At 64.9% G+C, this 23283-nt stretch carries 17 protein-coding genes and 1 other RNA gene; 10 read left to right on the forward strand and 8 right to left on the reverse strand.

Going from position 1 to position 23283, the window contains the following annotated elements:
• Window positions 1–157: 157 nt before the first annotated feature.
• On the reverse strand, window positions 158–1048 hold the full coding sequence (phhA, locus tag RQH86_RS15445; protein ID WP_055853828.1) for a phenylalanine 4-monooxygenase: 891 nt from the start codon (window positions 1046–1048) through the stop codon (window positions 158–160).
• Window positions 1049–1177: 129 nt separating this feature from the next.
• Between phhA and RQH86_RS15450 the strand changes: the two genes are divergently transcribed.
• Together RQH86_RS15450 and RQH86_RS15455 are read left to right on the forward strand one after the other, a co-directional pair.
• Window positions 1178–1660 carry an Lrp/AsnC family transcriptional regulator gene (locus RQH86_RS15450; protein WP_055853825.1) on the forward strand — a complete coding sequence of 161 codons (483 nt, stop codon included), beginning with the start codon at window positions 1178–1180 and terminating at the stop codon, window positions 1658–1660.
• A 353-nt stretch (window positions 1661–2013) separates the two neighbouring features.
• Window positions 2014–4215 carry a TonB-dependent siderophore receptor gene (locus RQH86_RS15455; RefSeq protein ID WP_311240035.1) on the forward strand — a complete coding sequence of 734 codons (2202 nt, stop codon included), beginning with the start codon at window positions 2014–2016 and terminating at the stop codon, window positions 4213–4215.
• A 799-nt stretch (window positions 4216–5014) separates the two neighbouring features.
• On the opposite strand, the gene RQH86_RS15460 is transcribed toward RQH86_RS15455, so the two are convergent.
• Together RQH86_RS15460 and RQH86_RS15465 are read right to left on the reverse strand one after the other, a co-directional pair.
• Entirely contained in the window at window positions 5015–6052 is a 1038-nt protein-coding gene (locus tag RQH86_RS15460; RefSeq protein ID WP_055853820.1) for a patatin-like phospholipase family protein, read from the reverse strand.
• Window positions 6053–6362: 310 nt separating this feature from the next.
• Complete coding sequence (locus tag RQH86_RS15465; RefSeq protein WP_115552556.1) at window positions 6363–7382, reverse strand: TIGR00266 family protein; 1020 nt, start codon at window positions 7380–7382, stop codon at window positions 6363–6365.
• A 307-nt stretch (window positions 7383–7689) separates the two neighbouring features.
• Between RQH86_RS15465 and RQH86_RS15470 the strand changes: the two genes are divergently transcribed.
• Window positions 7690–7766, forward strand: a non-coding RNA gene (locus RQH86_RS15470) — sX9 sRNA.
• A 4-nt stretch (window positions 7767–7770) separates the two neighbouring features.
• Here the strand turns inward: RQH86_RS15470 and RQH86_RS15475 are convergent.
• Window positions 7771–8607 carry an ATP-binding cassette domain-containing protein gene (locus RQH86_RS15475; RefSeq protein WP_311240036.1) on the reverse strand — a complete coding sequence of 279 codons (837 nt, stop codon included), beginning with the start codon at window positions 8605–8607 and terminating at the stop codon, window positions 7771–7773.
• Between the two features lie 151 nt (window positions 8608–8758).
• Between RQH86_RS15475 and RQH86_RS15480 the strand changes: the two genes are divergently transcribed.
• The 4 genes from RQH86_RS15480 to RQH86_RS15495 all read left to right on the forward strand — a co-directional run bounded on the left by RQH86_RS15480 (window position 8759) and on the right by RQH86_RS15495 (window position 12604).
• Window positions 8759–9964 carry a fatty acid desaturase gene (locus RQH86_RS15480; protein WP_311240037.1) on the forward strand — a complete coding sequence of 402 codons (1206 nt, stop codon included), beginning with the start codon at window positions 8759–8761 and terminating at the stop codon, window positions 9962–9964.
• A gap of 67 nt (window positions 9965–10031) precedes the next feature.
• Complete coding sequence (locus tag RQH86_RS15485) at window positions 10032–10349, forward strand: calcium-dependent protein kinase 21 (protein ID WP_115552892.1); 318 nt, start codon at window positions 10032–10034, stop codon at window positions 10347–10349.
• Window positions 10350–10397: 48 nt separating this feature from the next.
• The gene (locus RQH86_RS15490; protein ID WP_311240038.1) at window positions 10398–11135 is read left to right on the forward strand and encodes an ATP-binding cassette domain-containing protein; all 738 of its coding nucleotides are present in this window, start codon (window positions 10398–10400) and stop codon (window positions 11133–11135) included.
• Complete coding sequence (locus RQH86_RS15495) at window positions 11132–12604, forward strand: glycine betaine ABC transporter substrate-binding protein (RefSeq protein ID WP_311240039.1); 1473 nt, start codon at window positions 11132–11134, stop codon at window positions 12602–12604. The genes RQH86_RS15490 and RQH86_RS15495 overlap by 4 nt, the downstream gene beginning before the upstream one ends.
• Before the next feature lie 323 nt (window positions 12605–12927).
• Here RQH86_RS15495 and RQH86_RS15500 read toward each other — a convergent pair whose 3' ends face one another.
• Window positions 12928–14109: an aminotransferase class V-fold PLP-dependent enzyme gene (locus RQH86_RS15500; protein ID WP_311240040.1), complete on the reverse strand. Its 1182-nt coding sequence runs from the start codon at window positions 14107–14109 to the stop codon at window positions 12928–12930.
• Between the two features lie 65 nt (window positions 14110–14174).
• Here RQH86_RS15500 and egtB point away from each other — a divergent pair, with 65 nt between their 5' ends.
• Window positions 14175–15464, forward strand: coding sequence for an ergothioneine biosynthesis protein EgtB (gene egtB, locus RQH86_RS15505; RefSeq protein ID WP_311240041.1), 1290 nt, complete (start codon window positions 14175–14177; stop codon window positions 15462–15464).
• Entirely contained in the window at window positions 15461–16447 is a 987-nt protein-coding gene (egtD, locus tag RQH86_RS15510; RefSeq protein ID WP_311240042.1) for an L-histidine N(alpha)-methyltransferase, read from the forward strand. The genes egtB and egtD overlap by 4 nt, the downstream gene beginning before the upstream one ends.
• A 58-nt stretch (window positions 16448–16505) precedes the next feature.
• Here the strand turns inward: egtD and RQH86_RS15515 are convergent, their stop codons facing one another.
• From RQH86_RS15515 to RQH86_RS15525, 3 genes are read right to left on the reverse strand one after another with little or no spacing between them, the layout of a single operon-like run.
• Window positions 16506–17783: a type II toxin-antitoxin system HipA family toxin gene (locus RQH86_RS15515; protein WP_311240043.1), complete on the reverse strand. Its 1278-nt coding sequence runs from the start codon at window positions 17781–17783 to the stop codon at window positions 16506–16508.
• The gene (locus RQH86_RS15520) at window positions 17780–18463 is read right to left on the reverse strand and encodes a helix-turn-helix transcriptional regulator (protein ID WP_236699314.1); all 684 of its coding nucleotides are present in this window, start codon (window positions 18461–18463) and stop codon (window positions 17780–17782) included. Before RQH86_RS15520 ends, RQH86_RS15515 begins: the two co-directional genes overlap by 4 nt.
• Window positions 18464–18516: 53 nt before the next feature.
• A complete protein-coding gene (locus RQH86_RS15525) occupies window positions 18517–22209 on the reverse strand; it encodes an indolepyruvate ferredoxin oxidoreductase family protein (RefSeq protein ID WP_311240044.1) in 3693 nt (1230 codons plus the stop codon).
• Between the two features lie 195 nt (window positions 22210–22404).
• Between RQH86_RS15525 and RQH86_RS15530 the strand changes: the two genes are divergently transcribed.
• Window positions 22405–23040 carry a tetratricopeptide repeat protein gene (locus RQH86_RS15530; protein ID WP_311240045.1) on the forward strand — a complete coding sequence of 212 codons (636 nt, stop codon included), beginning with the start codon at window positions 22405–22407 and terminating at the stop codon, window positions 23038–23040.
• Window positions 23041–23283 lie beyond the last annotated feature (243 nt).

Here is a 23283-nt window from a genome sequence, read left to right on the forward strand (position 1 = left end):
CAGCACAATGCAGCGACGCACCACGGCGCGCGGCTTTCAGCCTCGCATCTCACCGTGTCAAACACGCAGCGCCGGTACACGGACGCGCAGTCCTTCGCGGCGTTAACCGCGTTGCACCGCTGCGTTGCGCCGCGGCGGGCAGCGCAAGGTGGCTGCTTTAGACGTCGCCGTCGCGGCTCCAGCCTTCGCCACTGCCGCGCTGAATCACCTGATCGCTGCTCAGCACATCGCCGGCCGGCACCTGCGCCTGTTGCGCCAGTGCCGCGTAGATCGGCGTGAAGTCCGGGCTGGTCGCGTCCATCAACTGCGCAAAGCTGTCGATGACGAAATAGGTCTTCTGAAAACTGTCGATGCGGTAGCGCGTGCGCATGATGCGCTGCAGATCGAAGCCGATGCGATTGGGCGCGGGCGAGTCCAGCGAATACAGCGATTCGCCTTTCGACGACACGATGCCGGCGCCATAGATGCGCAAGCCTTGCGGCGTGTTGATCAGGCCGAATTCCACCGTATACCAATACAGCCGGGTGAGGTTCTGCAGCGCGTCCGGGCCAATGCCGTGCGCCTTGACCCCGCCACGGCCATAGGCCTGCATGAAGTCGGCAAACAACGGATTCATCAGCAGCGGCACATGCCCGAACAGGTCATGAAACAGGTCCGGCTCGGCGATGTAATCGATCTGATCGGGGCGGCGGATCCACCAGGTCACCGGAAAACGCTTGTTGGCCAGGTGATCGAAAAAATCCAGTTCCGGCAGCAGGCCTTCCACGCCGACCAACGTCCAGCCGGTGGCCGCCTGCAGCACCGCGTTGAGCGCATCGAAGCGCGGGATCTGGCTATCGTCCATGCCCATGGCGTCCTGCGCCTGCAGGAACTCATCGCAGGCGCGGCCCACCAGCAACGCACGCTGGCGGCGATACAGCGTGCCCCAGGTGGCATGGTCGTCGCTGCTATAGCCGTCCCACGGCTGATCGACCACGGCCGTGGTGTAGACCGGCACATAACCCTTGTCGGTAAGCTGGTTTTCGACGCGGCGCGGGGCAGTGTTCATGCGGCAGGACTTCCGTAGCGACTAAGGATTCACCTTAGCCGGATCGCTGCGCAACAGGATTGCGAATCTTGCGCAGCGCCGGGACTTACGCGCAAGATTCATGCGTCTCGATCTGCTGCTGCGCAACATATGGACCAACCAATCGCCTTGGACCGCACCGATCTGCGGTTGCTCGCCTTGCTGCAGACGCAGGGACGTACCAGCAACGCCGAGCTCGCCGTGCAGGTGAATCTGTCCGCGTCGGCCTGCCTGCGGCGCACGCAACGGCTGGAGGCCGCCGGCATCATCGCCGGCTACGGTGCGCGCCTGGATGCGCGCGCGCTGGGGCTGGGTCTGCAGGCTTTTGTGCGGGTGCAGTTGGAGCAGCACGGTCAGGCCGATATCGAGCTGTTCGCCGACGGCGTGCGCGGTTGGGACGAAGTGGTGGCGTGCTGGGCGCTGACCGGCGACATGGATTATCTGTTGCAGGTACAGGTGCGCGACCTAGAGCATTTTTCGCGATTTCTGCTGGATCGGCTACTCAATGCCACCGGCGTGTCTGACGTCAATTCCAGCTTCGTCCTGCGCACGGTCAAGGCGCCCGAAGGCCTGCCGCTGTCGCATCTGGCGTGATGCATTAGTCGCCTGGGCCCGGGTGCGAAACGCGTTGTGCCGGCGGAATAGGGCGCCCCGATCGCGCGGACAATCTGTTGCGATCAACGAATCTGGCTGACCTGCGATGTCCGACAGCGGGCACCGTCGCGCAGATGGCGCCGGCAGGAACAGGCAATCCAGGGCAGACCGCACTTGCTCTGCAAACGATAACGATTTACATTTACATAACGTCTGGCCGGCTCCGGCCATGTCCTGTTCGTCGATCCGCCAGCCTCGCCAGGCCAGCCAGCTCGTCGCCCGAGCAGTACGCCGACGCCTGCCTGCTTCCTGTCGCCACGCCCTAGCGTGCGCCCACGATCGATGAGAGACCGATGCCTGCACTGACCCACCCACTGACCTCCCTGTCTGTTGCCCTGCTGTGCGCGTTGACCTGGCCCGCCGCTGCGCACGCAGCCGACCTGGCCGATGCCAAGACGCTCGACCAGGTCACCGTCAACGGCACGGTGAGCCGCGCGCAGCCGGCCACCACCACGCGCCTGCCACTGACCCTGCAGGAGACGCCGCAGTCGGTAAGCGTGATCGGATTGCAGCGCCTGGAGGACGAGTCGCTTTTCAGCATCGATGACGTGATGCGCAACGTCACCGGCGTCAACGTGTCGTTCTACGACACCCAGCGCCCGCTGTATTTTGCGCGCGGTTTCCAGATCACCGACTTCCAGGTCGATGGCTTGCCCACCTATAGCGGTGCGACCAATCAGGAATACGACACGGTGTTTTACGACCGCATCGAAGTGATCCGCGGCGCCAACGGCCTGCTGACCGGTGCGGGCATTCCCTCGGCTACGGTAAACCTGTTGCGCAAGCGCCCAGGCAAGACGTTCGACGCCTCGGTTGCCGCAAGCGCCGGCACCTGGGATTTCCGCCGCACCCAGGCCGACGTCAATGCACCGCTCACCGACGACGGCCGCTTCCGCAGCCGCGTGGTCGCGGCCTGGCAGGACCGTGACTACTACTACGACCGCTACCACGACAACAAAATGTCCGGCATGGCGGTGCTGGAAGGCGATCTGACCGACAGCACCACGCTCACCGTTGGGTATCAACGTCAGGACAACAGCCCGGTCGGTTCGACCTGGGGCACAGTGCCGTTCTTTGCGGCCGATGGCACGCTGGCCAACCTGTCGCGCTCGACCAACATGGCACCGGAATGGACGCGCTGGCAGCGCGAAACCAGCACCGCCTTCGCCAATCTGGAACAACGCTTCGGCGAAGATTGGCTGCTGCGCGTCAACTACGCGCACACCAAGGGCGATGTGCAGAGCATTCGCGTGTACGGCACCGGCTATCCGGCCGCCGATGGCAGCGGCGTGTTCTTGCGCACCGGCGTTGGCGAAACCAGCGACGCCCGCGATGGCGTGGATGTGTATCTGTCGGGCGGGTTCTCGTTGTTCGGCCGCCGGCACGACGTGGTGCTGGGTGGCAGCTGGCAGGATCTGCAATCGACCACCTACGGCATCGCGCAGCAGTACCCCAGCGGCTGGGGATCGTGCATCAACGAAAGCGGTGGGTCTGAGCGCTGCTATCGGATTCCCAACATCCGCAACTGGGATGGCGATGCACCCGAGGTGAGCTACAGCCGCACCGGCGCGCGCCGTGAGGCACGCACCACGCAGCGCGGCGTGTACGCCTCCACACGCCTGCGCCTGGCCGACCCGTTGTCGCTGATTGCCGGCGCGCGCCTGAGCACCTGGCAAACGCGCACCCAGGCCTTCAACGTCAGCGGCGGCTACACCGGTACCACCGGCCGCTACAAAGTGAGCGATGAAGTCACCCCGTACGTGGGCCTGGTGTACGACATCGTGCCGGACGTGTCGGTGTACGCCAGCTACACCGAAATCTTCAATCCGCAAAACTACCGCGACAAGGACAACAACCTGCTCGCGCCGGTGGAAGGCTCCAACCTGGAGGCCGGCATCAAGGCGCAATTACTCGACGGCCGCGCCATGGCCACCGCCGCCGTGTTCGAAGCAAAGCAGGACAACTACGCGGTGCGCGACATGACCCAGCCCGAATCGTCGTTGCCCGATGGAACCTCCGCGTTTATCGGCGTGGACGGTACCAAGAGTCGCGGTTGGGAGATGGATATCAACGGCGAGATGCTGCCGGGTTGGACGGTCAATGCCGGCTACACCCACGTCAAGGTCACGCGCGCACCCACCGATGCGATCTACGCCAACCTGCCGGAAGACTATCTGCAGCTGTCCACCCAGGTACGCCTGCCCGGCGCGTGGGATCGTCTGAGCATCGGTGGTGGCGTGAGTTGGCAAAGCGCGGTGCGCGGCTTCAACATCGCGCGCCCCACCGGCGATGGCAGCGGCGCCACCACCCCGGTCACCGTGGTGCAGAATCCGTATGCGTTGGTGCACTTCAACGCCAACTACCGCATCAGCGACCAGTGGACCGCCACGCTGGCGGTACGCAACGCGTTCGACAAGACCTACTGGGCCAACCTGGATTACCAGAACTACGGCGAACCGCGCTTTGTCAGCGTGTCCCTGCGCTGGCGGTACTGAGGAAACGGCGATACCGGCCGATCACCGCGCGGTGCATGCACCACGATGATCGGCTCGGCATCGCAACCAACGTCCTAAAGCGGAGTCCAACGCATCTGCCGTTGCGTAGGAGCGGCCCCGGCCGCGACGCCGTCCCGAGACAGCATCAGCGCTTACGCAACAGGTATCGACCAAGGCGAAAAATCTAGTTCGCCTGAATCAACACCTCTCGCGCAACAGCATGCAATGGCAGGCAGATAACGCCGTAAACCATACGAGCGAAAAACGCACCGAACGCGTTACATCAAGCAAGCTGCGGCACTTCGTAGGAGCGGCCCCGGCCGCGATGCCGTCCCGACACAGCGCCAGTGCTTACGCAGCAGGCATCGACCAAGGCGAAAAAGCTCGCCCGCCTGGATCAACACCTCGCGCAACAGCGTGCAAATGGCAGGCAGATAACGCCGTAAACCATGCGAGCAGAAAACGCGCAGAACGCGTTACATCAAGCAAGCGAGATGCGGCACTTCGTAGGAGCGGACCTGGCCGCGACGCCGTCCCGATACCACCGACGCGCAAAAACGTTTTACACAACAGCGAAGAACCCGCTCATCCGCGCCCAAGCGAGCACATGCAACTCACCGTCGCACGCACCCCGCGACATGCAGACGCGCGGTTTCTTCCTTGACCTCGCGGACCGCGGCTTACAGTGAGCGGTAAAACCGCAGCACCTGCCTGCCACCAGCAAGCCCCGCGATCACCCTGTACCGCCGATCCAGCAACGCATCGAGCGCAGCGGACATCCCGTCGCACCACAACCGCTTTACGGCGCCACGCATTCCTCGTCCTTGCCGCGCAGTTTCTGCCAGCGCGACCGTTGTTCCAGGCAGCGCTGGTAAGCCTGTTGTTTTGCCGCTGCAGCCTGGTCGGCGGCGTTACGCGTGGCACTGCTACGCGCGGCCTGTAGCTGCGCGATCTTGGCGCGGATCTGCGGCATCACGGCCATCGCGGCGCGTTCGCCTTCCAGGATGGCGACACTGCGCTGATTGAAATCGGCCGAGCCGATATCGTTGACCTTGGGGCGCACCACCACGTCTGCGCGCTTTAGCTCGGCTTCGCCCAGACGCTGCCCCATGATCGAGATCGACTGGTTCACCGTGCCCAGCAGATCGCCCGGATTCTTGCCGCTGGCCTTGCTGGAAATATCCACCGCCACCACGAATTCGGCGCCGAGCTGACGCGCGGCATCCACGGGCACCGGGCTGACCACGCCGCCGTCGACGAAATGGTATTTGCCGATGGTCACCGGCTCGAACACGCCGGGAATGCTGCTGGACGCACGCACCGCCTGGCCGGCGTTACCGCGCACGAACACGGTGCGCTCGCCGTCTTCCAGGCGCGTGGCCACCACCGCAAACGGCTTGCGCAACTTCTCGATAGGCTTGCCGCCGAGTTGCTCGTTGACGTAGTCCTGCAGCTTCTGGCCCTGCACCAGGCCACCGGAGAACAGTCGCACATCGCGGATGCTGGTCTGGTCGAGCGCCACCGCTTTTTCCTGCATTTCGAACGCGTCCATGCCGCTGGCATACAGCGCGCCGACCACGCTGCCGGCGCTGGTGCCGGACACCACCACAGGCGCAAACCCGTTGGCTTCGAGCATCTTGATCACGCCAATATGCGCAAAGCCTTTGACTGCGCCGCCGCCAAGCGCGATGCCGATCTTCACCGGTTTGGCCGCAGCGGCCGAAGGCGCCTGGACCACCGGCGCAGGCGTTGCCGGGCGTGGCTCGCCACCGCAGGCCGAGAGCAGACCGAGCATGGACAACAGGGCAAGCGAGCGGGAGCGGCGGAGCGCGGTCATGGCGAAAACGTCGATGGGAAAGGCGAGGGAGAATACACGCGCGCCGAGACGACCGCTGCGGGCGTAGGCCCCATCGCTCACGCTAACAGGCGCGTTGGCTCCGCAAGGACAGTCGCCGGCTGCGCTCGGACCGTTGTCATGACACCAATCGGCCGGTGCGTGTCCCTTCTCCCACCGGGAGAAGAGACACGCACACGGAGGATGAGGGTGCGCTCGAAAGCGACCGCCGAATCACTCAGCCCGCACCAAGCGCAGTCGAACCGAGGTGTGCTTGCACCTGACCATCGCACTCAGCTGCCGCGTCACCCAATCAAAACCGGTTATCGCCATCCAGCAGCCGTCCCAGCCCGCCGAGCACCGAGCCTTCGCCGCGTTGCTGACCGCCGGCTTGCGGGGCGGCCTGCAGCATGCGACCGGCCATGCGCGAGAACGGCAGCGATTGCAGCCAGACCTTGCCGGGGCCGGTGAGGGTGGCCAGGAATACGCCTTCGCCGCCGAAGAACATGCTCTTCAATCCGGCCACGCGACGCACGTCCATGTCCACGCCGGCGTGATAGGCGACCACGCAGCCGGTGTCCACGTCGATGCGCTCGCCAGGGCCGAGGTCGCGTTCCACCACGGTGCCGCCGGCGTGCACGAACACCCAGCCGTCGCCTTCGAGTTTCTGCATGATGAAGCCCTCGCCGCCGAACAGGCCGGTGAGGATTTTCTTCTGGAAGGCGATGCCCAACGACACCCCGCGCGCACCGGCCAGGAAGCTGTCTTTCTGGCAGATCAGGCGCCCGCCGTGCTCGGACAGCCGCAGCGCCAGCACCGTACCGGGGTAGGGCGCGGCGAACGCCACCTTGGCCTTGCCGCTGCCGGCGTGGGTGAACACGGTGGTGAACATGCTTTCGCCGGTGACAACGCGTTTGCCGGCCGAGAGCAATTTGCCCATCAGCCCGCCGCTGCTGCCGCCCTGACCATCATGCGAGCCGTCGCCGAACACGGTGTCCATCTGTACCGCCGAATCCTTGTACATCAGCGCGCCGGCCTCGGCGATGGCGCTCTCGCCCGGGTCCAGTTCCACTTCGACAAACTGCATGTCGTTGCCGACGATGCGGTAGTCGATTTCATCGGCGCGCCCGGCGCTGGCAATGCTGCCAAGCGGTGGCGGTGCGCTGCCGGCGCCCTGCAGCTCGGCCAGCTGACGGGCCGGCGTCCAGCCATCGAGTCCATCGCGCCAGGCCAGCGCATCGGGTTGGCGCTGGGCATGCGCGCGGGCGCTGGCATCGTCGAGCGGGCCGATACGGTCGGCCTGTCCGGGAATATGGAAATACCACTGGGCCATCGGGAAGACTCCTGTCGGTGTGTGCGGCGAGTCTAGCCGCAGCAGCCGGCACCGCGTCCCGTGTCCAAGGTCATGCCGTACAAGGCGGTTAGGCGTGGTTGCGACGCTAGACGCCGCACGCGGGCCAGCCAGACCTGCACGCCGCCAAGGCGGTCGCAGTCAGGCGGATGCGCTGAAGTAGGCCGCAGCGTGGCGAGCGCCTGCGTCGGGCAACTGACTGCAGCATTGGCGCCGCCGGCTTAGAGCAGCTCCCAAAACGACTGTGCTCACTCACCGCCAAGCGGGCGCGGCCGGTGCTGAGTGCGGCAGGGTCCACGCGTCCACTCCGGCTCTGAGCGTGCCGTCCGCACCTACCTGACGACGGCTCGCCATGTCTTGTGAGCTGCGCTTATTCCCCCACCGTCGCCCAATAGCGCTCGCCGTCGCGGTGCACGCGCACCGGGCCGTCGAACGCTGCCGACAGGCTGGCATCGGTCAGCAGCGCATCGCGCGGACCATCGGCGATCACCGTGCCGGCGCGCAGCAGAATCACCCGCGCGATTTCCGGCACGATCTCTTCGATGTGATGAGTCACCAGCACCAGCGTGATGCCTTGCCGGGCAAGGCCGCGCAAGGTGTCGAGCATGTATTGGCGCGCCACCAGGTCCAGGCCGGTGGACGGCTCGTCCAGCAACAGCGCCTGCGGGCGGTTGACCAGGGCGCGCGCGATCAGCACGCGGCGGGTCTCGCCGGCCGACAACTCGGCAAACGGTCGATCCAGCAACGGCAAGGCACGTGCCAGCGCCAAGGCCTCACGTGCCCGCGCGCGCATGTCGTCGCTGACCTCGTGATGCGGCGGCACCACGTAGCTGGCGAAGAAGCCGGACAGCACCGCGCTTTCGACATCCAGCCCCGGCATGTCCGCCAGGTTGACGCTCAGATCGCCGCTGACGATCCCCAGCTGCGAGCGCAACCGCTCCACCTGCCAGCGCGCCTGCCCCAGCACTTTCACAGCAGGCTGGCCATCGCCACGCGCCAGTGGATACAGCTCGCGCGTGATGAGCTTGATGAACGAGGATTTGCCGCAGCCGTTGGGGCCGAGGATGGCAGTGTGCTGGCCAAGCGCGATCCGCAAACGCAACGCATGCAGCACACGGATCTGGCCGCGCATCACACTTGCCTGGTCGAGTTCGATCAGCGCAGGCGCATCGGCAAACGTATCGGCAACATCGGTGGAAACAGTCATACGCAAGACATCAGGCAGTAAGGGAGAAGACACGTGTGAACCGCTTTAGCAAGGCAGGCGTCACCCTACGCATCCGAAGGGTGAAGTTTGCCGCGATCGCCCCCATCATGTCTGCATCGACCAACGAGAAACCGCCGCCGTGGAACTGCCGATGCTGTCCGATCCGATCATCGACTTCCTGACCGCCGGCGTGGCCGGGCTGGGTGTGTGGGGCATGCTCGCGGTGCTGCTGGTGTTCACCCAGCTCACCATCTTTGCGGTGACCTTGTACCTGCATCGTAGCCAGGCGCACCGCGGTGTGGATTTTCATCCGGTGGTAGCGCACTTCTTCCGCTTCTGGACCTGGCTCACCACCTCGATGATCACCCGCGAATGGGTGGCTATCCATCGCAAGCATCACGCCAAGGTCGAAACCGACGAAGACCCGCACAGCCCGCAGACCAAGGGCATCAAGCAGGTGTTCTGGCGCGGCGTGGAGCTGTATCGCGAAGCGCGCGCGCAACGTGCCGACATCGAGCAGTACGGCAAGGGCGCGCCCAGCGACTGGATCGAGCGGCATCTGTACACCCCGCACGCCAATGCCGGGCCGATCGCGCTGCTGGTGCTCAACGGCGTGTTGTTTGGCTTGCCCGGCATTGCGCTATGGGCGATCCAGATGGCGTGGATTCCGTTCTGGGCTGCCGGTGTGGTCAATGGCCTGGGCCATTGGTGGGGGTATCGCAATTTCGAATCCGCCGACACCTCCACCAACCTCACCCCGTGGGCGCTGTGGATCGGTGGCGAAGAACTGCACAACAACCACCACGCGTTCCCGAGTTCGGCACGGTTTTCGATGCGGCGTTGGGAACTGGATATCGGCTGGATCGCGATTCGCGGGTTGCAGGCCATGGGTCTGGCCAAGGTGCTGCGTGTTGCGCCGTCGCTGGATATCCGCCCCAATATCGCCGTGCCCGATGCAGATACGCTGAAAGCGCTGTTATCGCACCGCTTTCAGGCCATGACCGATTACCAGCGCAACGTGCTCAAGCCGGCCTTGCGCGAGGAAGCCGCCGCCACCGGCGCCAAGCTGCGCGAGTTGTTGCCGCGGCGCTTGCGCAAGGGCCTGGTCGATGACGGGCGCTGGCTCAAGCCGGATGCGCGCGCGCAGTTGCAGGCCTGGGTGGCGCAACGTCCGCGCATGCGCACGTTGGTCGAGTACCGCGCGCGCCTGACCGCGGTGCTGGAAGCGCGTAGCCATGATGCGTCCGAGCGTCTCAAGCAGTTGCAGCAGTGGTGCCATGAGGCCGAAGCCAGTGGCAACGCCGCGCTGCAGGCATACGCGGCGCGGCTCAAGGGCTATGCGCTGAGTGGCACGTAAGCGCAGGGGGACGCGTGCTGCGGTGGGCGCACGCGGCTGGAAACGTTCGGTGACGCGCGCGCTGCTGATGGCCTGCATCGTCTGTGCTTGCGCGTCTGCAGCGCATGCCCAGGTGCAGGACAGCCAGGACTATCTCAAGCGCATGGACACCGATGGCGATGGCCGTGTCAGTCGCGATGAATATCTGGTCTGGATGAGCTACGCCTTTGATCAGCGCGATGTCGATCACGACGGTGTGCTGCAAGGCGACGAACTGCCGGGCCGGCGCGGCAAGCCGATCACCCGCGCTGCGCATCGCGCCACCTTGATCGAGCGCTTCGCACGCCAGGATGCCAACGGCGATGATTATCTGAGCGCGCGCGAACTGCTGGCGCCGCCGCGCTGATGCGCACCTTCGCGCGTGCCTGACGTCGCGTTCGGCAAGCTCGCGCGCATGTTCACTCTCGACCAGGTCAGCCGCCGCTACGGCCAGGCCATCGCACTCGACACGGTCACGCTGGGCTTTGCCAGCGGCGTCACGACGGCGTTGATCGGCCCCAGCGGCGCAGGCAAGTCCACCGTGTTGCGCATGCTGGTGGGGCTGGAATGGCCTGACAGCGGCACGGTCGCTGTCGATGGTGTGCCATTGGCGCGCGCCAGTCTGCAGGCGCAACGCCAGCGCATCGGCTATGTCATCCAGGAAGGTGGGCTGTTTCCCCACCTGGACGCGCGCAGCAATGTGGTGCTGCTGGCGCAGACCCTGGGCTGGACGAAGCAACGCATCGATGCGCGCTTGGAGAGTTTGTGCACGCTGTGCCAGCTGCCGCCGGAGTTGTTGGCGCGCTATCCGGCCGAACTCTCCGGTGGGCAGCGCCAACGCGTGGGGCTGATCCGCGCCTTGATGCTGGACCCGCCTGCGCTGCTGCTGGACGAACCGCTGGGGGCGCTCGACCCGATCGTGCGCTACGACCTGCAGGCACAGATGCGCGCGCTGTTTGCGCAGCTTGGCAAGACCGTGGTGCTGGTCACCCATGATGTCGCCGAAGCGGCATATCTGGCCGACACCCTGGTGCTGATGCGCGCCGGCCGCCTAGTGCAGCAGGGCAATGCGCGCGAGCTGCTCGCGCAGCCGGCCGACGCGTTCGTGCAGCGTTTTCTCACCGCACAACGCAGCATCGGCGACGCCGCATGATGGCGCGCCTCTTTGCGGCAATGCTGCTGCTGATCTGCAGCCTCGGCGCGCAGGCTGCGCCGGTGACCATCGGCTCGAAGAACTTCACCGAGGCAGTGATCCTGGGCGAAATCGCCACTGCGGCCGGTCGGCGCGATGGCGTGGACGTGCAACACCGTGCCCAGCTCGGCGGCACGCGCATCCTGTGGCGCGCGCTGGAAACCGGCCAGATCGATGCCTACGCCGAATACACCGGCACCCTGGCGCAGGAACTGCTGCAGTTGCCCAAGGCCAGCCACGCCGAGCTGCGCGCCGCGCTGGACGCGCGCGGTCTGGCGATGACCGAGTCGCTGGGGTTTCAGGACACCTATGCGTTTGGCATGCGCCGCGCGCGTGCGCAGGCGCTGGGCATCGCGTCGCTCTCGGATCTGGCCCGCCACCCGGCACTGAAGATCGGTTTGAGCAATGAATTCATGCAACGCGCCGACGGCTGGCCCGGCGTGCGTGCGGCCTACGGCTTGACGCAAACCGCTACCGGGCTGGATCACGATCTGGCTTATCGCGCGCTGCAAAGCGGGGCGATCGAGGTCACCGATCTATACAGCACCGATGCGGAGATTCCGTATTACCAGCTGCAAGTGCTGCGCGACGACCGCCAGTATTTCCCCGAGTATCAAGCGGTGTTTTTGTATCGCAAGGACCTGGCGCAGCGCGCACCGGCGATGCTCAAGGCTTTGCAAGGTCTGCAGGGACGGATCGACGAAGCCACCATGCAGCGGCTCAATGCGCAGGTGAAATTGGAGCGGCAGTCCGAGGCGGCGGTGGCCGCGCAATGGCTGGGCGTTGCGGCCACGGCACAAGCGGATTCGCGCATCGGCCGGTTGCTGCGCCACACCCGCGAGCATCTGGCGCTGGTCGGCATCTCGCTGGGCTTCGCGTTGCTGATCGCGCTGCCCTTGGGTGTGCTCGCAGCGCGGCGGCCGCGGCTAGGCCAGGTGGTGTTGTCGTTGACCGCTGTGTTGCAGACGCTGCCCTCGTTGGCCGTGTTCGTCTTCATGATTCCGTTGTTCGGCATCGGCGCAAAGCCGGCGATTGCCGCGTTGTTCCTGTATAGCCTGCTGCCGATCGTGCGCAATACCCATGCCGGGCTCACCTCGATTCCGCGCGAGCTACGCCAGACCGCCGAAGCGATCGGGTTGCCGGCCTGGACGCGATTGTGGCGCGTGGAATTGCCGCTGGCCCGCCGCACCATCGTGGCCGGTATCCAGACCGCTGCGGTCATCAACGTGGGCACCGCCACCTTGGGTGCGCTGATCGGTGCTGGTGGGTATGGCCAGCCAATTCTCACCGGCATCCGTCTCGACGACATCGGCTTGATTCTGGAAGGCGCGATCCCCGCTGCCATCCTCGCCCTGCTGGTACAGGCGGCATTCGAAGGGCTGGAGCGTTGGGCAACCCCACGCGGCCTGCGGCTCAGCCAGCGCGGTTGAGCAGCGAACAAACAATCCCCCAATGAACCCGTAGGAGCGGACCCGGCCGCGACACCGCCTTCCTCGGACAACGCCCCGTCGCGGCCAGGTCCGCTCCTACTGCGCTGACGTAACGCTTCACTGCCCTGGCGGCGCAGCAATCAAGCGTCATAGCGAATCTTTGGCGACACGCACGCACTACTTGCGACTCAGCCAGCGCGGTGGTGCAGCGGACAAATAATCCCCCAATGAACCCGTAGGAGCGGACACGGCCGCGACACCGCCTTACTCGGACAACGCTCCGTCGCGGCCAGGTCCGCTCCTACATGCGCTGGCGTACCGCGTCACTGCCCTGGCAGCGCAGCAATCAAGCGTAGAAGGGCATCGTCGGCAACACTCAGGTGCGGTGCGATACGTAAACGTCCATGCCGTCGCGTGCAGATCGCCCCCTGCTCGCCGAGCGTCTTTGCCACCGCATCCAATTGGGTGGCCGGCGGCTGCAACGCGGTCAGATGCGGCGCATGGCCGGGGGTGCACCAGCTGCCGAGCCCGCGCGCGGATAACGCCGCATCCCACTGCGCGGTCAGTGCGCCGAGCGCCGCAGCGATACGCACAGGTTGCCAGGCCGTCACCTGCTGCAGGGCGGCCGTTGCCATCGCAATCCGCAACGGGTCGGCAACGCCGCCGGCATCGAACCGCCGTGCCCCTTCGCGATACTCCGGCGCCTGCGCCACCGGAAATTCCCAGCTGCTGCCGGCATCCCGGCCGATCCAGTGTTCTTCGATCGGCACGCCCTGCGTGCGCCACTGCGGCGCCACCCACAGCCACGCCAGGCCCATCGGCCCCAGCAACCATTTATGGCCGACACTGACCACGAACTCCGGCTTCCAGCGCGGCAGGTCGGTCGGCATGACGCCCAGGCTTTGGCTCAGATCCAGCACCAGCGCCGCACCGCGCGCATGTACCGCCGCGCTGATCCGGTCAAGGTCCAGCTGCCGCCCGTCCAGCCAGTACGCATGTGGCAGGCTGACGATGCGCAGCGCAGGCGTCTGTTCAACCGCCTCCAGCACCGCGTCGGTCAGCACCGTGCCGGCAGTGGTCGGTACCGCCACAATGTGTGCACCGACCTCGGCGCAGCGCCGTTGCCAGATCAGCAGGTTGGACGGGAATTGCCCGTCCAACAGCAGCACCGCGTCGCCGCGATGCAGTGGCAGATTGCGTGCAGCCGTGGCCAGCCCATGCGCGGCCGACGGCAACATCGCCACCGCATCGACATCGTTGTCGAACAGACCGGCGGCCAAGCGGCGCAGCTGTTCGATGTCGTGCAGCCATGCATCGAACGGCAACCGCCACGGCATGGCCATCGCATCGACCGCCTGATGCGCTACGGCCTGCACCGCAGTCAGCAACGGCCCGCGCGAGGCAGCGTCCAGATAGATGACCTCATCGGGTAGCGCAAATGCGCGGTGCCGGTGTTCCCAGGCGACAGGGGTGGGGAGCGAACTGGGCAGCGAAGACGATGGCATGCCAATAGCTTACCGCTGGCCGCCATACCGCCGACACGGCGCGTTCACGGACGCTCCTCAAGCATATGGTGATGTCTGCACTCTCCCCCCTGGTGGTCGACCGCCAGCAACAGCAGTTGACGCTGCTGCAACGCTACGCGCAGACCCGCGCGCTGAGCGACCGTCTTGCCGCACCTCTGAGCGCGGAAGACGCGATGGTGCAGAGCATGCCCGATGCCAGCCCCAGCAAATGGCATCTGGCGCACACCACCTGGTTTTTTGAACGCTTCGTGCTGCAGGCCGACCCTGCGTACCGCGTTTTCGACCCGGCGTGGGATTTCTTGTTCAATAGTTACTATCAAAGTGTGGGCCCGATGCATGCGCGTACACGTCGCGGCGTGTTGTCGCGGCCATCGTTGCAGCAGGTGCGCGACTATCGCGCGGCCGTCGACACCCACATGCAGCAGCGCTTGCAAGATGGCGCGCTCGACGCGCAGGCCTGCACCATCGTGCAACTGGGCATCCAGCACGAGCAGCAGCATCAGGAATTGTTGCTGACCGACATCAAGCACGCGTTGTGGAGCAATCCGCTGCAGCCGGCCTACCGCGATGCGCCCGCCCCCGAAGCTGCATTGCCGAGTGCACTGCGTTGGCATGCGCGCGATGAGCAGATTGCAGAGATCGGTGCAGCCACGTGGCCGCAGTGCGACACGTTTGCCTACGACAACGAGTCGCCGCGCCACCGCGTGCTGATCGCTGCGCATGCCTTGGCCAACCGTGTCGTCACCAATGCCGAGTTCCAGGAGTTCATCGACGCCGGCGGTTACCGCAGCGCCGGTGCCTGGCTCAGCGATGGCTGGGCGATGGTGCAGGCGCAGGGTTGGCAGCATCCGCTGTACTGGGATGCAGATGGACGCGAATTCACCCTGGATGGCTGGCGCACGCGCGATGCGCACGCGCCGGTCTGTCACCTGAGCCTGTTCGAAGCCGATGCGTTCGCACGCTGGGCCGGTGCGCGTCTGCCCACCGAAGCAGAGTGGGAACAAGCGGCTGCCGGGGTGCCGGTGCAGGGCAATTTTGTCGATACCGACGCACTGCATCCACGTGCTGCGCAGGCCGTGGACACCGGCATGCAGCAGCTGTTTGGCGATGTGTGGGAGTGGACCGGCAGTGCCTATCTGCCGTATCCGGGTTTCGCACCATGGCCTGGCTCGTTGGGCGAATACAACGGCAAATTCATGAATGCGCAATGGGTGCTGCGCGGTGGCAGCTGCGCCACGCCGGCCAGTCACCTGCGCGCCAGTTACCGCAACTTTTTCCCCTCCGATGCGCGTTGGCAGTTTGCCGGCGTGCGTCTTGCCAAGGATCTGCCTTGAACGCCGCCGCCCATGCCATGCAACGCGCCCATGCCGCGCTGACCGATCTGCGTCCGCAGCCGGACGACATCACCGCCGACGCACTGGCGGGCCTGTCGCAAACACCCAAGACGCTGCCGTCCAAGTACTTCTACGATGCCCGCGGCTCGCAGCTGTTCGAAGCCATCACCCGGCAGCCGGAGTATTACCTCACCGGCACAGAATTGACGTTGCTGGAAGCCAGCATGTCCTCGATCGCGCAGGCGATTGGCCCCGACGTGCATGTGGTCGAATACGGCAGCGGCAGTGGCCGCAAGACCGAGCTGCTGCTGCAAGGCCTGCGCGATGTGGTGGCGTACACGCCGTTGGAAATTTCGCGCACCGCATTGCTGGAGAGCACGGCTCGCTTGACCCAGCAATTTCCGCAGATTCAGATGCTGCCGGTCTGCACCGACTTCACCAAGCCATTGCGTCTTCCCGATGCGCAGCGTCCTTCGCGACGCCACGTGGTGTTCTTCCCCGGCTCGACGCTAGGCAACTTCACCGACACCGCCGCCATCGCCTTGATGGATGCGATGCGCCAGACCATGGGCAGCGATGGCTGCGCCTTGATCGGCATCGATCTGGACAAGGACGCCAGCCTGATCGAAGCCGCTTACAACGATGCGGCCGGCGTCACTGCCGAGTTCACGTTGAACCTGTTGGCGCGGCTCAATCGCGAGATCGGCAGCGACTTCGATCTGGATGGTTTCCGTCACCACGCGGTGTACGCGCGCGAACGCGGCCGCATCGAAACCTTTTTGATCAGTCAGCGCGACCAACGCGTGCACGTGGGCGGAAAGGAATTCGCCTTTGCCGAAGGCGAAGCCATGCAGGTCGAATACAGCTACAAATACACCGATGCGCGTTTTGCCGAACTGGCCGCAGCCGTCGGGCTCAAGGTCACGCACGGCTGGAACGATGCGAAGGATTGGTTCGGGCTGCGCCTGCTGCGCCCGGTGTGAGCGAACCGGATCGCCACCATGGCCGAGTGCGGCCTGACGATACGGTTCCAACCATCGATCAGTTCGATTGCAACAGTGTGCGCATGCGCTGGCACGAAGCGGCGATGGCATCCACCAGCGCATCCAGAACCGGATGCGCGACGCCTTCCTGCCGAAGTACGACGGCAAGATCACGCGCCTGATCGGGCAGGTCGCTTGCGGCCATCTCCATCCAGGCGAGGCAGGTCATGGCGTCCAGGCGCAGCGTTTCGGCCAGTTGCCGCCAGTCGCCTGGACGAATGTCCCACCAGCGATAATGGCTGCCGACCTTCATTGCCATCTTGATCTTGCGCTGTTGCAGCTGCGGATACGGCAGGGCGCTGGAGATGTCATACAACGGTGCCAGCCGGACCTGCCGGTGTTGGCCGAGCAGCAGCGAATAGTTCTTCGCGTGCGCATCGGTGCCGCCGATCAGGTGGTTGAAGACCAACGCCTGGAACAAGGTTTCGATGTCCTGCCGCGGCTGCGAGGAGTGCGTCCACAACAGTTGCGACAGCGCAGCCGGCCCCGGGCCGCCCTGGTTCTGGTACTTGATCTGCGGCATCACTCCCAGCGCTTGGCAGACGTCTTCCTGGTGTACGCGCAGCAGCCTGCCGTTGCTGGCGATGCGGTCGTAACGTTCGACGCAAATGGCGGTTTCATCGCCGAAGCGCAGCGCCTGGGCGGCGGCGGTCGGCAGGCCGATGCTGCGCGCCAGGCGCAGGCAGAACAGCTCGTTCTCGACGAACCCGTCGTATTCGCCGCTCGGTGGTTTGAGGATATGCGTGGTCGGGATGCGTCCGGCCGGGATGGCCCACTGCTGCCCGTCGTGCAGCAACGCGATCTTGGCCTGCGCGCCGGCCAGGCTGAACTGCCCGACGTCATCGACTTGGCGCGCCGCGCCGATGTCCTGGCGCAGCCTGTGCAAGCGTGCTTCCAGTTCGCCATCCGTGAGCGGTTCGATGCTGTCGCTGGCGCCGGACAGCACATCCTCAAGCCGGCTTTCGGTGACGAACTGCACCGCACCAGCGCAATCCTCGCCGACGTGCGACAACAGGGCGAGCGGGTTGCGCGGAGAGACCTGGAACCTGGAGGCCCAGCGTTGCAAGGTGGCTTCGTTGTCTGGCAACAAGCCCCATAGCACTGCACTGACCGCCTCGGTGCGGTGATCCTCCTTGCTAAGGGGAAGGTTCAACGACAGCGGTATCGCACTTTTCGAATGCTGCCAGTCCGGCGTGTAGGTGAACCGTGGATGCCCATGCGGGTCGGGCGCCAGATAGCCGATCACCTGGTTTTCGATCAGTGCGATTAGTCTCACGGATCGCCCTTCTTTTTAGAAGATGCCGATATGACTTTGGAAATTTTCGCTGCCTTGCCGACCTTCGAACGATCAAGTGCGGAGACCTGGTTCTGCAAGACTTCATTCACTACATGTTTTTCATTCGGTGCATTGATCATTGAGGGATACTGATTCAGCGCTGCGGTTAAGGCTGCCTGCGCCGGAGACTGTTTTAGAGCATCCAATACTGCCCGTGCCGGAGACTGCTTTAGAGCATCCAATGCCGAGGATGGTCTGAGTAAGCCTGCATTTTTCAGGCTATCGAGCGACGAGAATTGGTTCTTGAGGAGGGTGTTGTTGAACGCATTGAGAACGTCGGTTCCCACTGGTGGATTGGACCGGTTATGTTCAACGATCGCGTCGAGATTGATCGGCGTCACGGTTCCGCGATCGGGTACGCGCGCTTGCGGAGCCTGAGTAACGCCTGGGCCCAGCATCAACTCCAGTCCCAACGCCTGCAGTGCTCTCAGGATCAATTGCAGCTCCGCGCGCGGCTTGCCTTTCTCGATATCGACGACCCATTGCCGGCTTACGCCGATTTCGTTGGCCAGGCGAGCCTGATCCCAGCTCAAGCGCTTGCGCCTGGCGCGGATGATGTTGCCGATATCGGAAGGCGTGCGGACAGTATCCATGGCTGCAATGTAAGCGATCGACGACATTGACGCAATGTCGTCGATCGCTTACATCGGCGAAGTGTCACCGCTCGGCGACATCAAGCTGCCTGCACCACATGCAGCACCTTCGGATTGCGCCACTGCGCCAGCAAGGCCGCTTCGCGCGCCTTGGCCTCACGCAGATGCGCCTCCTTGACGTGCCCATAGCCGCGGATGTGTTCGGGAATGCTGGCGATCTGCGCGGCGAGCCCCACGTTGTCGGCATCCAAGCTGTCCAGCAGCCCGTCCACGGTGGCGAGGTAATCGACAATCAGTTGGCGCTCGCTGCGCCGCTCGGCGGTGTAGCCGAACACATCGAGCTTGCCTCCGCGCAGGAATTTCAGACGTGCCAGCAGCTTGAAAGCGCTGAACATCCACGGCCCGTATTCGCGCTTGATCAAATGGCCGTGTGCATCCTTCTTGGCCAGCAGCGGCGGTGCCAGGTGGAAGCGGACCGTGTAGTCGCCTTCGAACTGCTGCTGCAGCCGGCGCTGGAAATCGCCACGCGTGTACAGCCGCGCCACTTCGTATTCGTCCTTGTAGGCCATCAGCTTGAAGGCGTAGCGCGCCACGGCTTCGGTCAATGCACTGCTGCCGGGGACGCGTTGTGCCTCGTGTGCACGCACGCGTTCCACCAGCGCGCGATAGCGCTGCGCGTAGGTAGCGTCCTGGTAGTCGGTGAGAAACGCGATGCGGCGGGTAATCACTTCGTCCAGCGACTGCGCCAGCTGCTCATCGTCGAGTGGATGCACCGGTGCATCCACATCGCCATGCAGTGTGCTGCCATCGGTTTGCGCCAACGCACGCGGTGCGTTCTGTCCGCTGAGAGTGTGGTCTTCCCAGCTACCGGGCGCACGCGCGGCGGGTGTGTCACCGTGTCGATGTGCAGACGCGTCAGCGTTGGCCAGACCTGCAGCGCGTTGCACCGCCGGCAGATCCACCGCCGCCAGCCGGCCCCAGGCGAAGGCTTGCTGATTCATCGCCACCGCCGCGCCATTGAGTTCGATCGCACGCATCAATGCCGTATGCGACAACGGCACCAACCCGTGCTGCCAGGCATAGCCCAACACGAACAGATTGCTGGCGATCGCATCGCCCAGCAGTGCAGTGGCCAGTTGCGTGGCGTCCAGCAGTAACGGCTCCTGTCCGCCAAGCGCGGTACGCACACCGGCAATGATCTCGGCAGCCGGGAACTGCAGGTCCGGTTGCGTGGTGAAGCTGCCCGGCATCGCTTCATAGGTGTTGAGCACCACCTGGGTGCGGCCATCGCGCACCTTGGACAGCGCCCAATAATCGTTGACCACCACCATGTCGCAGCCCACCACCAGGTCCGCTTCGCCGGCGGCAATGCGCACCGCATGGATGTCGCCGGGCGTGCGCGCGATGCGGATATGCGTGGTGACCGCGCCGCCTTTTTGCGCCAGGCCGGTCTGGTCCAGCACCGTGGCGCCCTTGCCTTCCAGGTGCCCGGCCATGCCCAGCAGCGCACCGATGGTGACCACGCCAGTGCCGCCGACGCCGGTGATCAGGATGTTCCAGGGCTGTTCCAGCGTGGTGCGTTGCGGCGGTGCGGGCAGGTTATCCAGCAATGCGCTGGCATCGCGTTGTTTGCCCTTGCGCGGCGCACCGCCATGCACGGTGACAAAGCTCGGGCAGAACCCGGAGACGCAGGAATAATCCTTGTTGCAATTGGATTGATCGATCTGCCGCTTGCGCCCGAATTCGGTTTCTTTGGGCAGCACCGACACGCAAAAACTTTTCTCGCCGCAATCGCCGCAGCCTTCGCAGACCAGCGAATTGATCATGACGCGCTTGGGCGGGTCGACCAGTTTGCCGCGCTTGCGGCGTCGGCGTTTTTCGGTGGCGCAGGTCTGATCGAAGATCAGGATCGACACACCCTTGACCGTGCGCAGGTGCTGTTGCACCGCATCCAGCTCGCCACGATCATGAAATGCCACATCAGCGGGAAATAGATCGCGCCGCCGCGTCCACTTGCCGATGTCGTCGCTGACGATCGCAATCTCATGGATGCCTTCGGCGCGCAGCTGATGGGCGATGTCGGGCACGGTGAGCGTGCCGTCCACCGGCTGGCCGCCGGTCATGGCCACCGCATCGTTGTAGAGAATCTTGTAGGTGATGTTGACGCCGGTGGCGACCGATTGGCGAATCGCCAACGAGCCGCTGTGGAAATACGTGCCATCGCCCAGGTTCTGGAACACGTGCGGGGTGTCGGTAAACGGCGCCTGCCCCGACCAGGTCACGCCTTCGCCGCCCATGTGGGTGAAGGTGTCGGTGGAGCGGTTCATCCAGGTCACCATGTAATGGCACCCGATGCCGCCCAGCGCGCGCGAGCCTTCCGGCACCACCGTGGAGGTGTTGTGCGGGCAGCCCGAGCAGTAATGCGGCACGCGCGGGAACTGCGCGCGCGGCAAGGCCATTTCCGCTTCCTTGGTCTCCATCCAGCGCAACCGCTGCTCGATCGAATCGGCAGTAAAAAACCGCTGGATGCGCTTGCCGATCACCGCTGCGATCGTGGCCGGGGTCAGCTCGCCGGTCGACGGCAAAATCCATGCGCCGTGTTCGTCGTACTTGCCGACGATGCTCGGCCGCGCACCGGCGTTGGCCGGCCAGTTGTAGAACAGCTCCTTCATCTGGCGCTCGATGAAGGCCTTCTTTTCTTCCACCACCACAATGTCGTCGAGCCCCTGCGCGAACGCGCTGATGCCCACCGGTTCCAGCGGCCAGGTCATGCCCACCTTGTACACGCGGATACCGATCTGCGCGCAGGCCTGCGCATCCAGGCCCAGGTATTCCAGCGCCTGCAATACGTCCAGATAGCTCTTGCCGGTGGTGACGATGCCCAGCCGCGCACGTGGCGAATCCAGCACGATCCGGTCGATCTGGTTTGCCCGTGCGAATGCCTGCGCCGCCGCCACCGCATAGCGATGCAGACGCATTTCCTGGTCCACCGGCGGGTCGGGCCAACGGATGCTCAAACCGCCAGGCGGCAGCGCGAAATCCTCCGGCAGCACGATGCTGCGCGCGAACGGGTCCACCTGCACCGACGCGGACGATTCCACCGTCTCGGCGATGGTCTTGAAGCCGATCCAGCGCCCGGTGTAACGGCTCATCGCCCAGCCCAGCAAGCCCATGTCCAGGATGTCCTGCACCCCGGCCGGGTTGAGGATGGGCATCATCGCGCTGACGAATTCGTCTTCCGACCCATGCGGCAGCGTCGAGCTGCGGCAGGCATGGTCGTCGGCGGCCAGCGCCAGCACGCCGCCAAACGGCGAAGTGCCGGCAGCATTGCCGTGCTTGAACACATCGCCGCTGCGGTCCACGCCGGGGCCCTTGCCGTACCACATGCCGTACACGCCCTGCACTTTGGCGCCGGGGAACAGGTTGGTCTGCTGGGTGCCCCACACCATGGTGGCGGCCAGGTCCTCGTTGAGGCCCGGGGTGAAGGTCACCCTGGCGGCATCCAGATGTTTGCGCGCGCGCCACAGTTCCAGATCCAGCCCACCCAAGGGGCTGCCGCGATAGCCGCTGATGAAGCCTGCGGTGTCCAGGCCGGCCGCGTCGTCGCGCAGGCGCTGCAGCAACGGCAGCCGCACCAGGGCCTGCACGCCGGACAGATAGATGCGCCCATCGATACGCGTGTATTTGTGGTCCAGCGTGTAGTCCGCATCCACCCGGCCGAGCTCCGGCGTGTTGGCAGAGTCGGGAGAAGAGAGTGCAGCGGTACTGGTCATGGCGTGCCCGGAAAGGGTGGCTGGGACCCGGTGCGTGTCATTTGAAACCAATGACCCGCCCGACGGATTCCAAAACGGCGGCGCAAAGTGTAACAGTCAGCCTTCACGCGCCCGTTCGCATGCAGATGCGCGGCCGTCGCGCTGCGGGTAGGATGGGGACGGGAAGGGTCGTTTGCTGTTTCAGGGGAAAATACAGTGAAAAGGAAATACGCATGGGCCGTCTTGGTCCTGCTCGGAGGCGTGTGGTCGCTGGCGCAGGCGCAGAGCCTGCCCAAGCCCAAGGAGTTCTATTTCGACGAAGACCGCAGCACCACCAAGGCCGTGGTCGCGGTACCGGGGCAGGGCGATGCCGTGGTCGACCGTCTGGCAGCGATGGTGCAGCGTGACGCACGCGCCGCCGAACCGCGCGCTCAGCTGGCCTCGCTGGCCTATGCCGGCGGACGCACCCAATTGGGCGACGAGCTGTACCAGGGTGCACTGTCATTGGTCTCCAATGGCAGCCAGCAATATCGCACCATCACCTGGAACTACGGCTGGGACCTGGTGCGCGCCGACAAGCCCGACAAGGCGCTGCAGCAGTGGGCCAACCTGGCCAATGGCCGCCCGGCCACGCCGGAATGGTTGCCCATTACCGCCGCACTGACGTTATGGCGGGCCGGACGCAAGCAGGAGGCCACCGAGTGGTATGCCGCCGCCGTGCGCACCTGGCCCGATCGCTGGAGCAGCACCGCCAATTACGCCAGCCTGCTGCCGGATTGGCGCGACGCAGAGCGCACCAGCCTGGCCGAGGTCTTTGCGGCATGGCAGGCCAGCCCGCCGGCGTTTCCGTAAGCGACGCACCGCGCTGCAGGGATCGCCTGCAGCGCATGCCGTGCAGTGGTCTGCAGGTTTGCTGCAGGGTCCGTGCCCGCCCACCATCGCGGGACACGCTGCAAGGCCGTCCTTGTCAGCCCTTACGCGGCAGCCATACCGCTTAAGGTCCCGCGACGGTGAGCGGGCAAGGACCAGTCGAGTTGGTCGTTATGCAGGGATTTCAATAAAGCAGCCAGCAACCCTGCCTGGTGCGGTGTCCTC

It is taken from the genome of Xanthomonas sp. WCS2018Noco2-27 (genome assembly GCF_031843525.1).
GTDB lineage: Bacteria > Pseudomonadota > Gammaproteobacteria > Xanthomonadales > Xanthomonadaceae > Xanthomonas.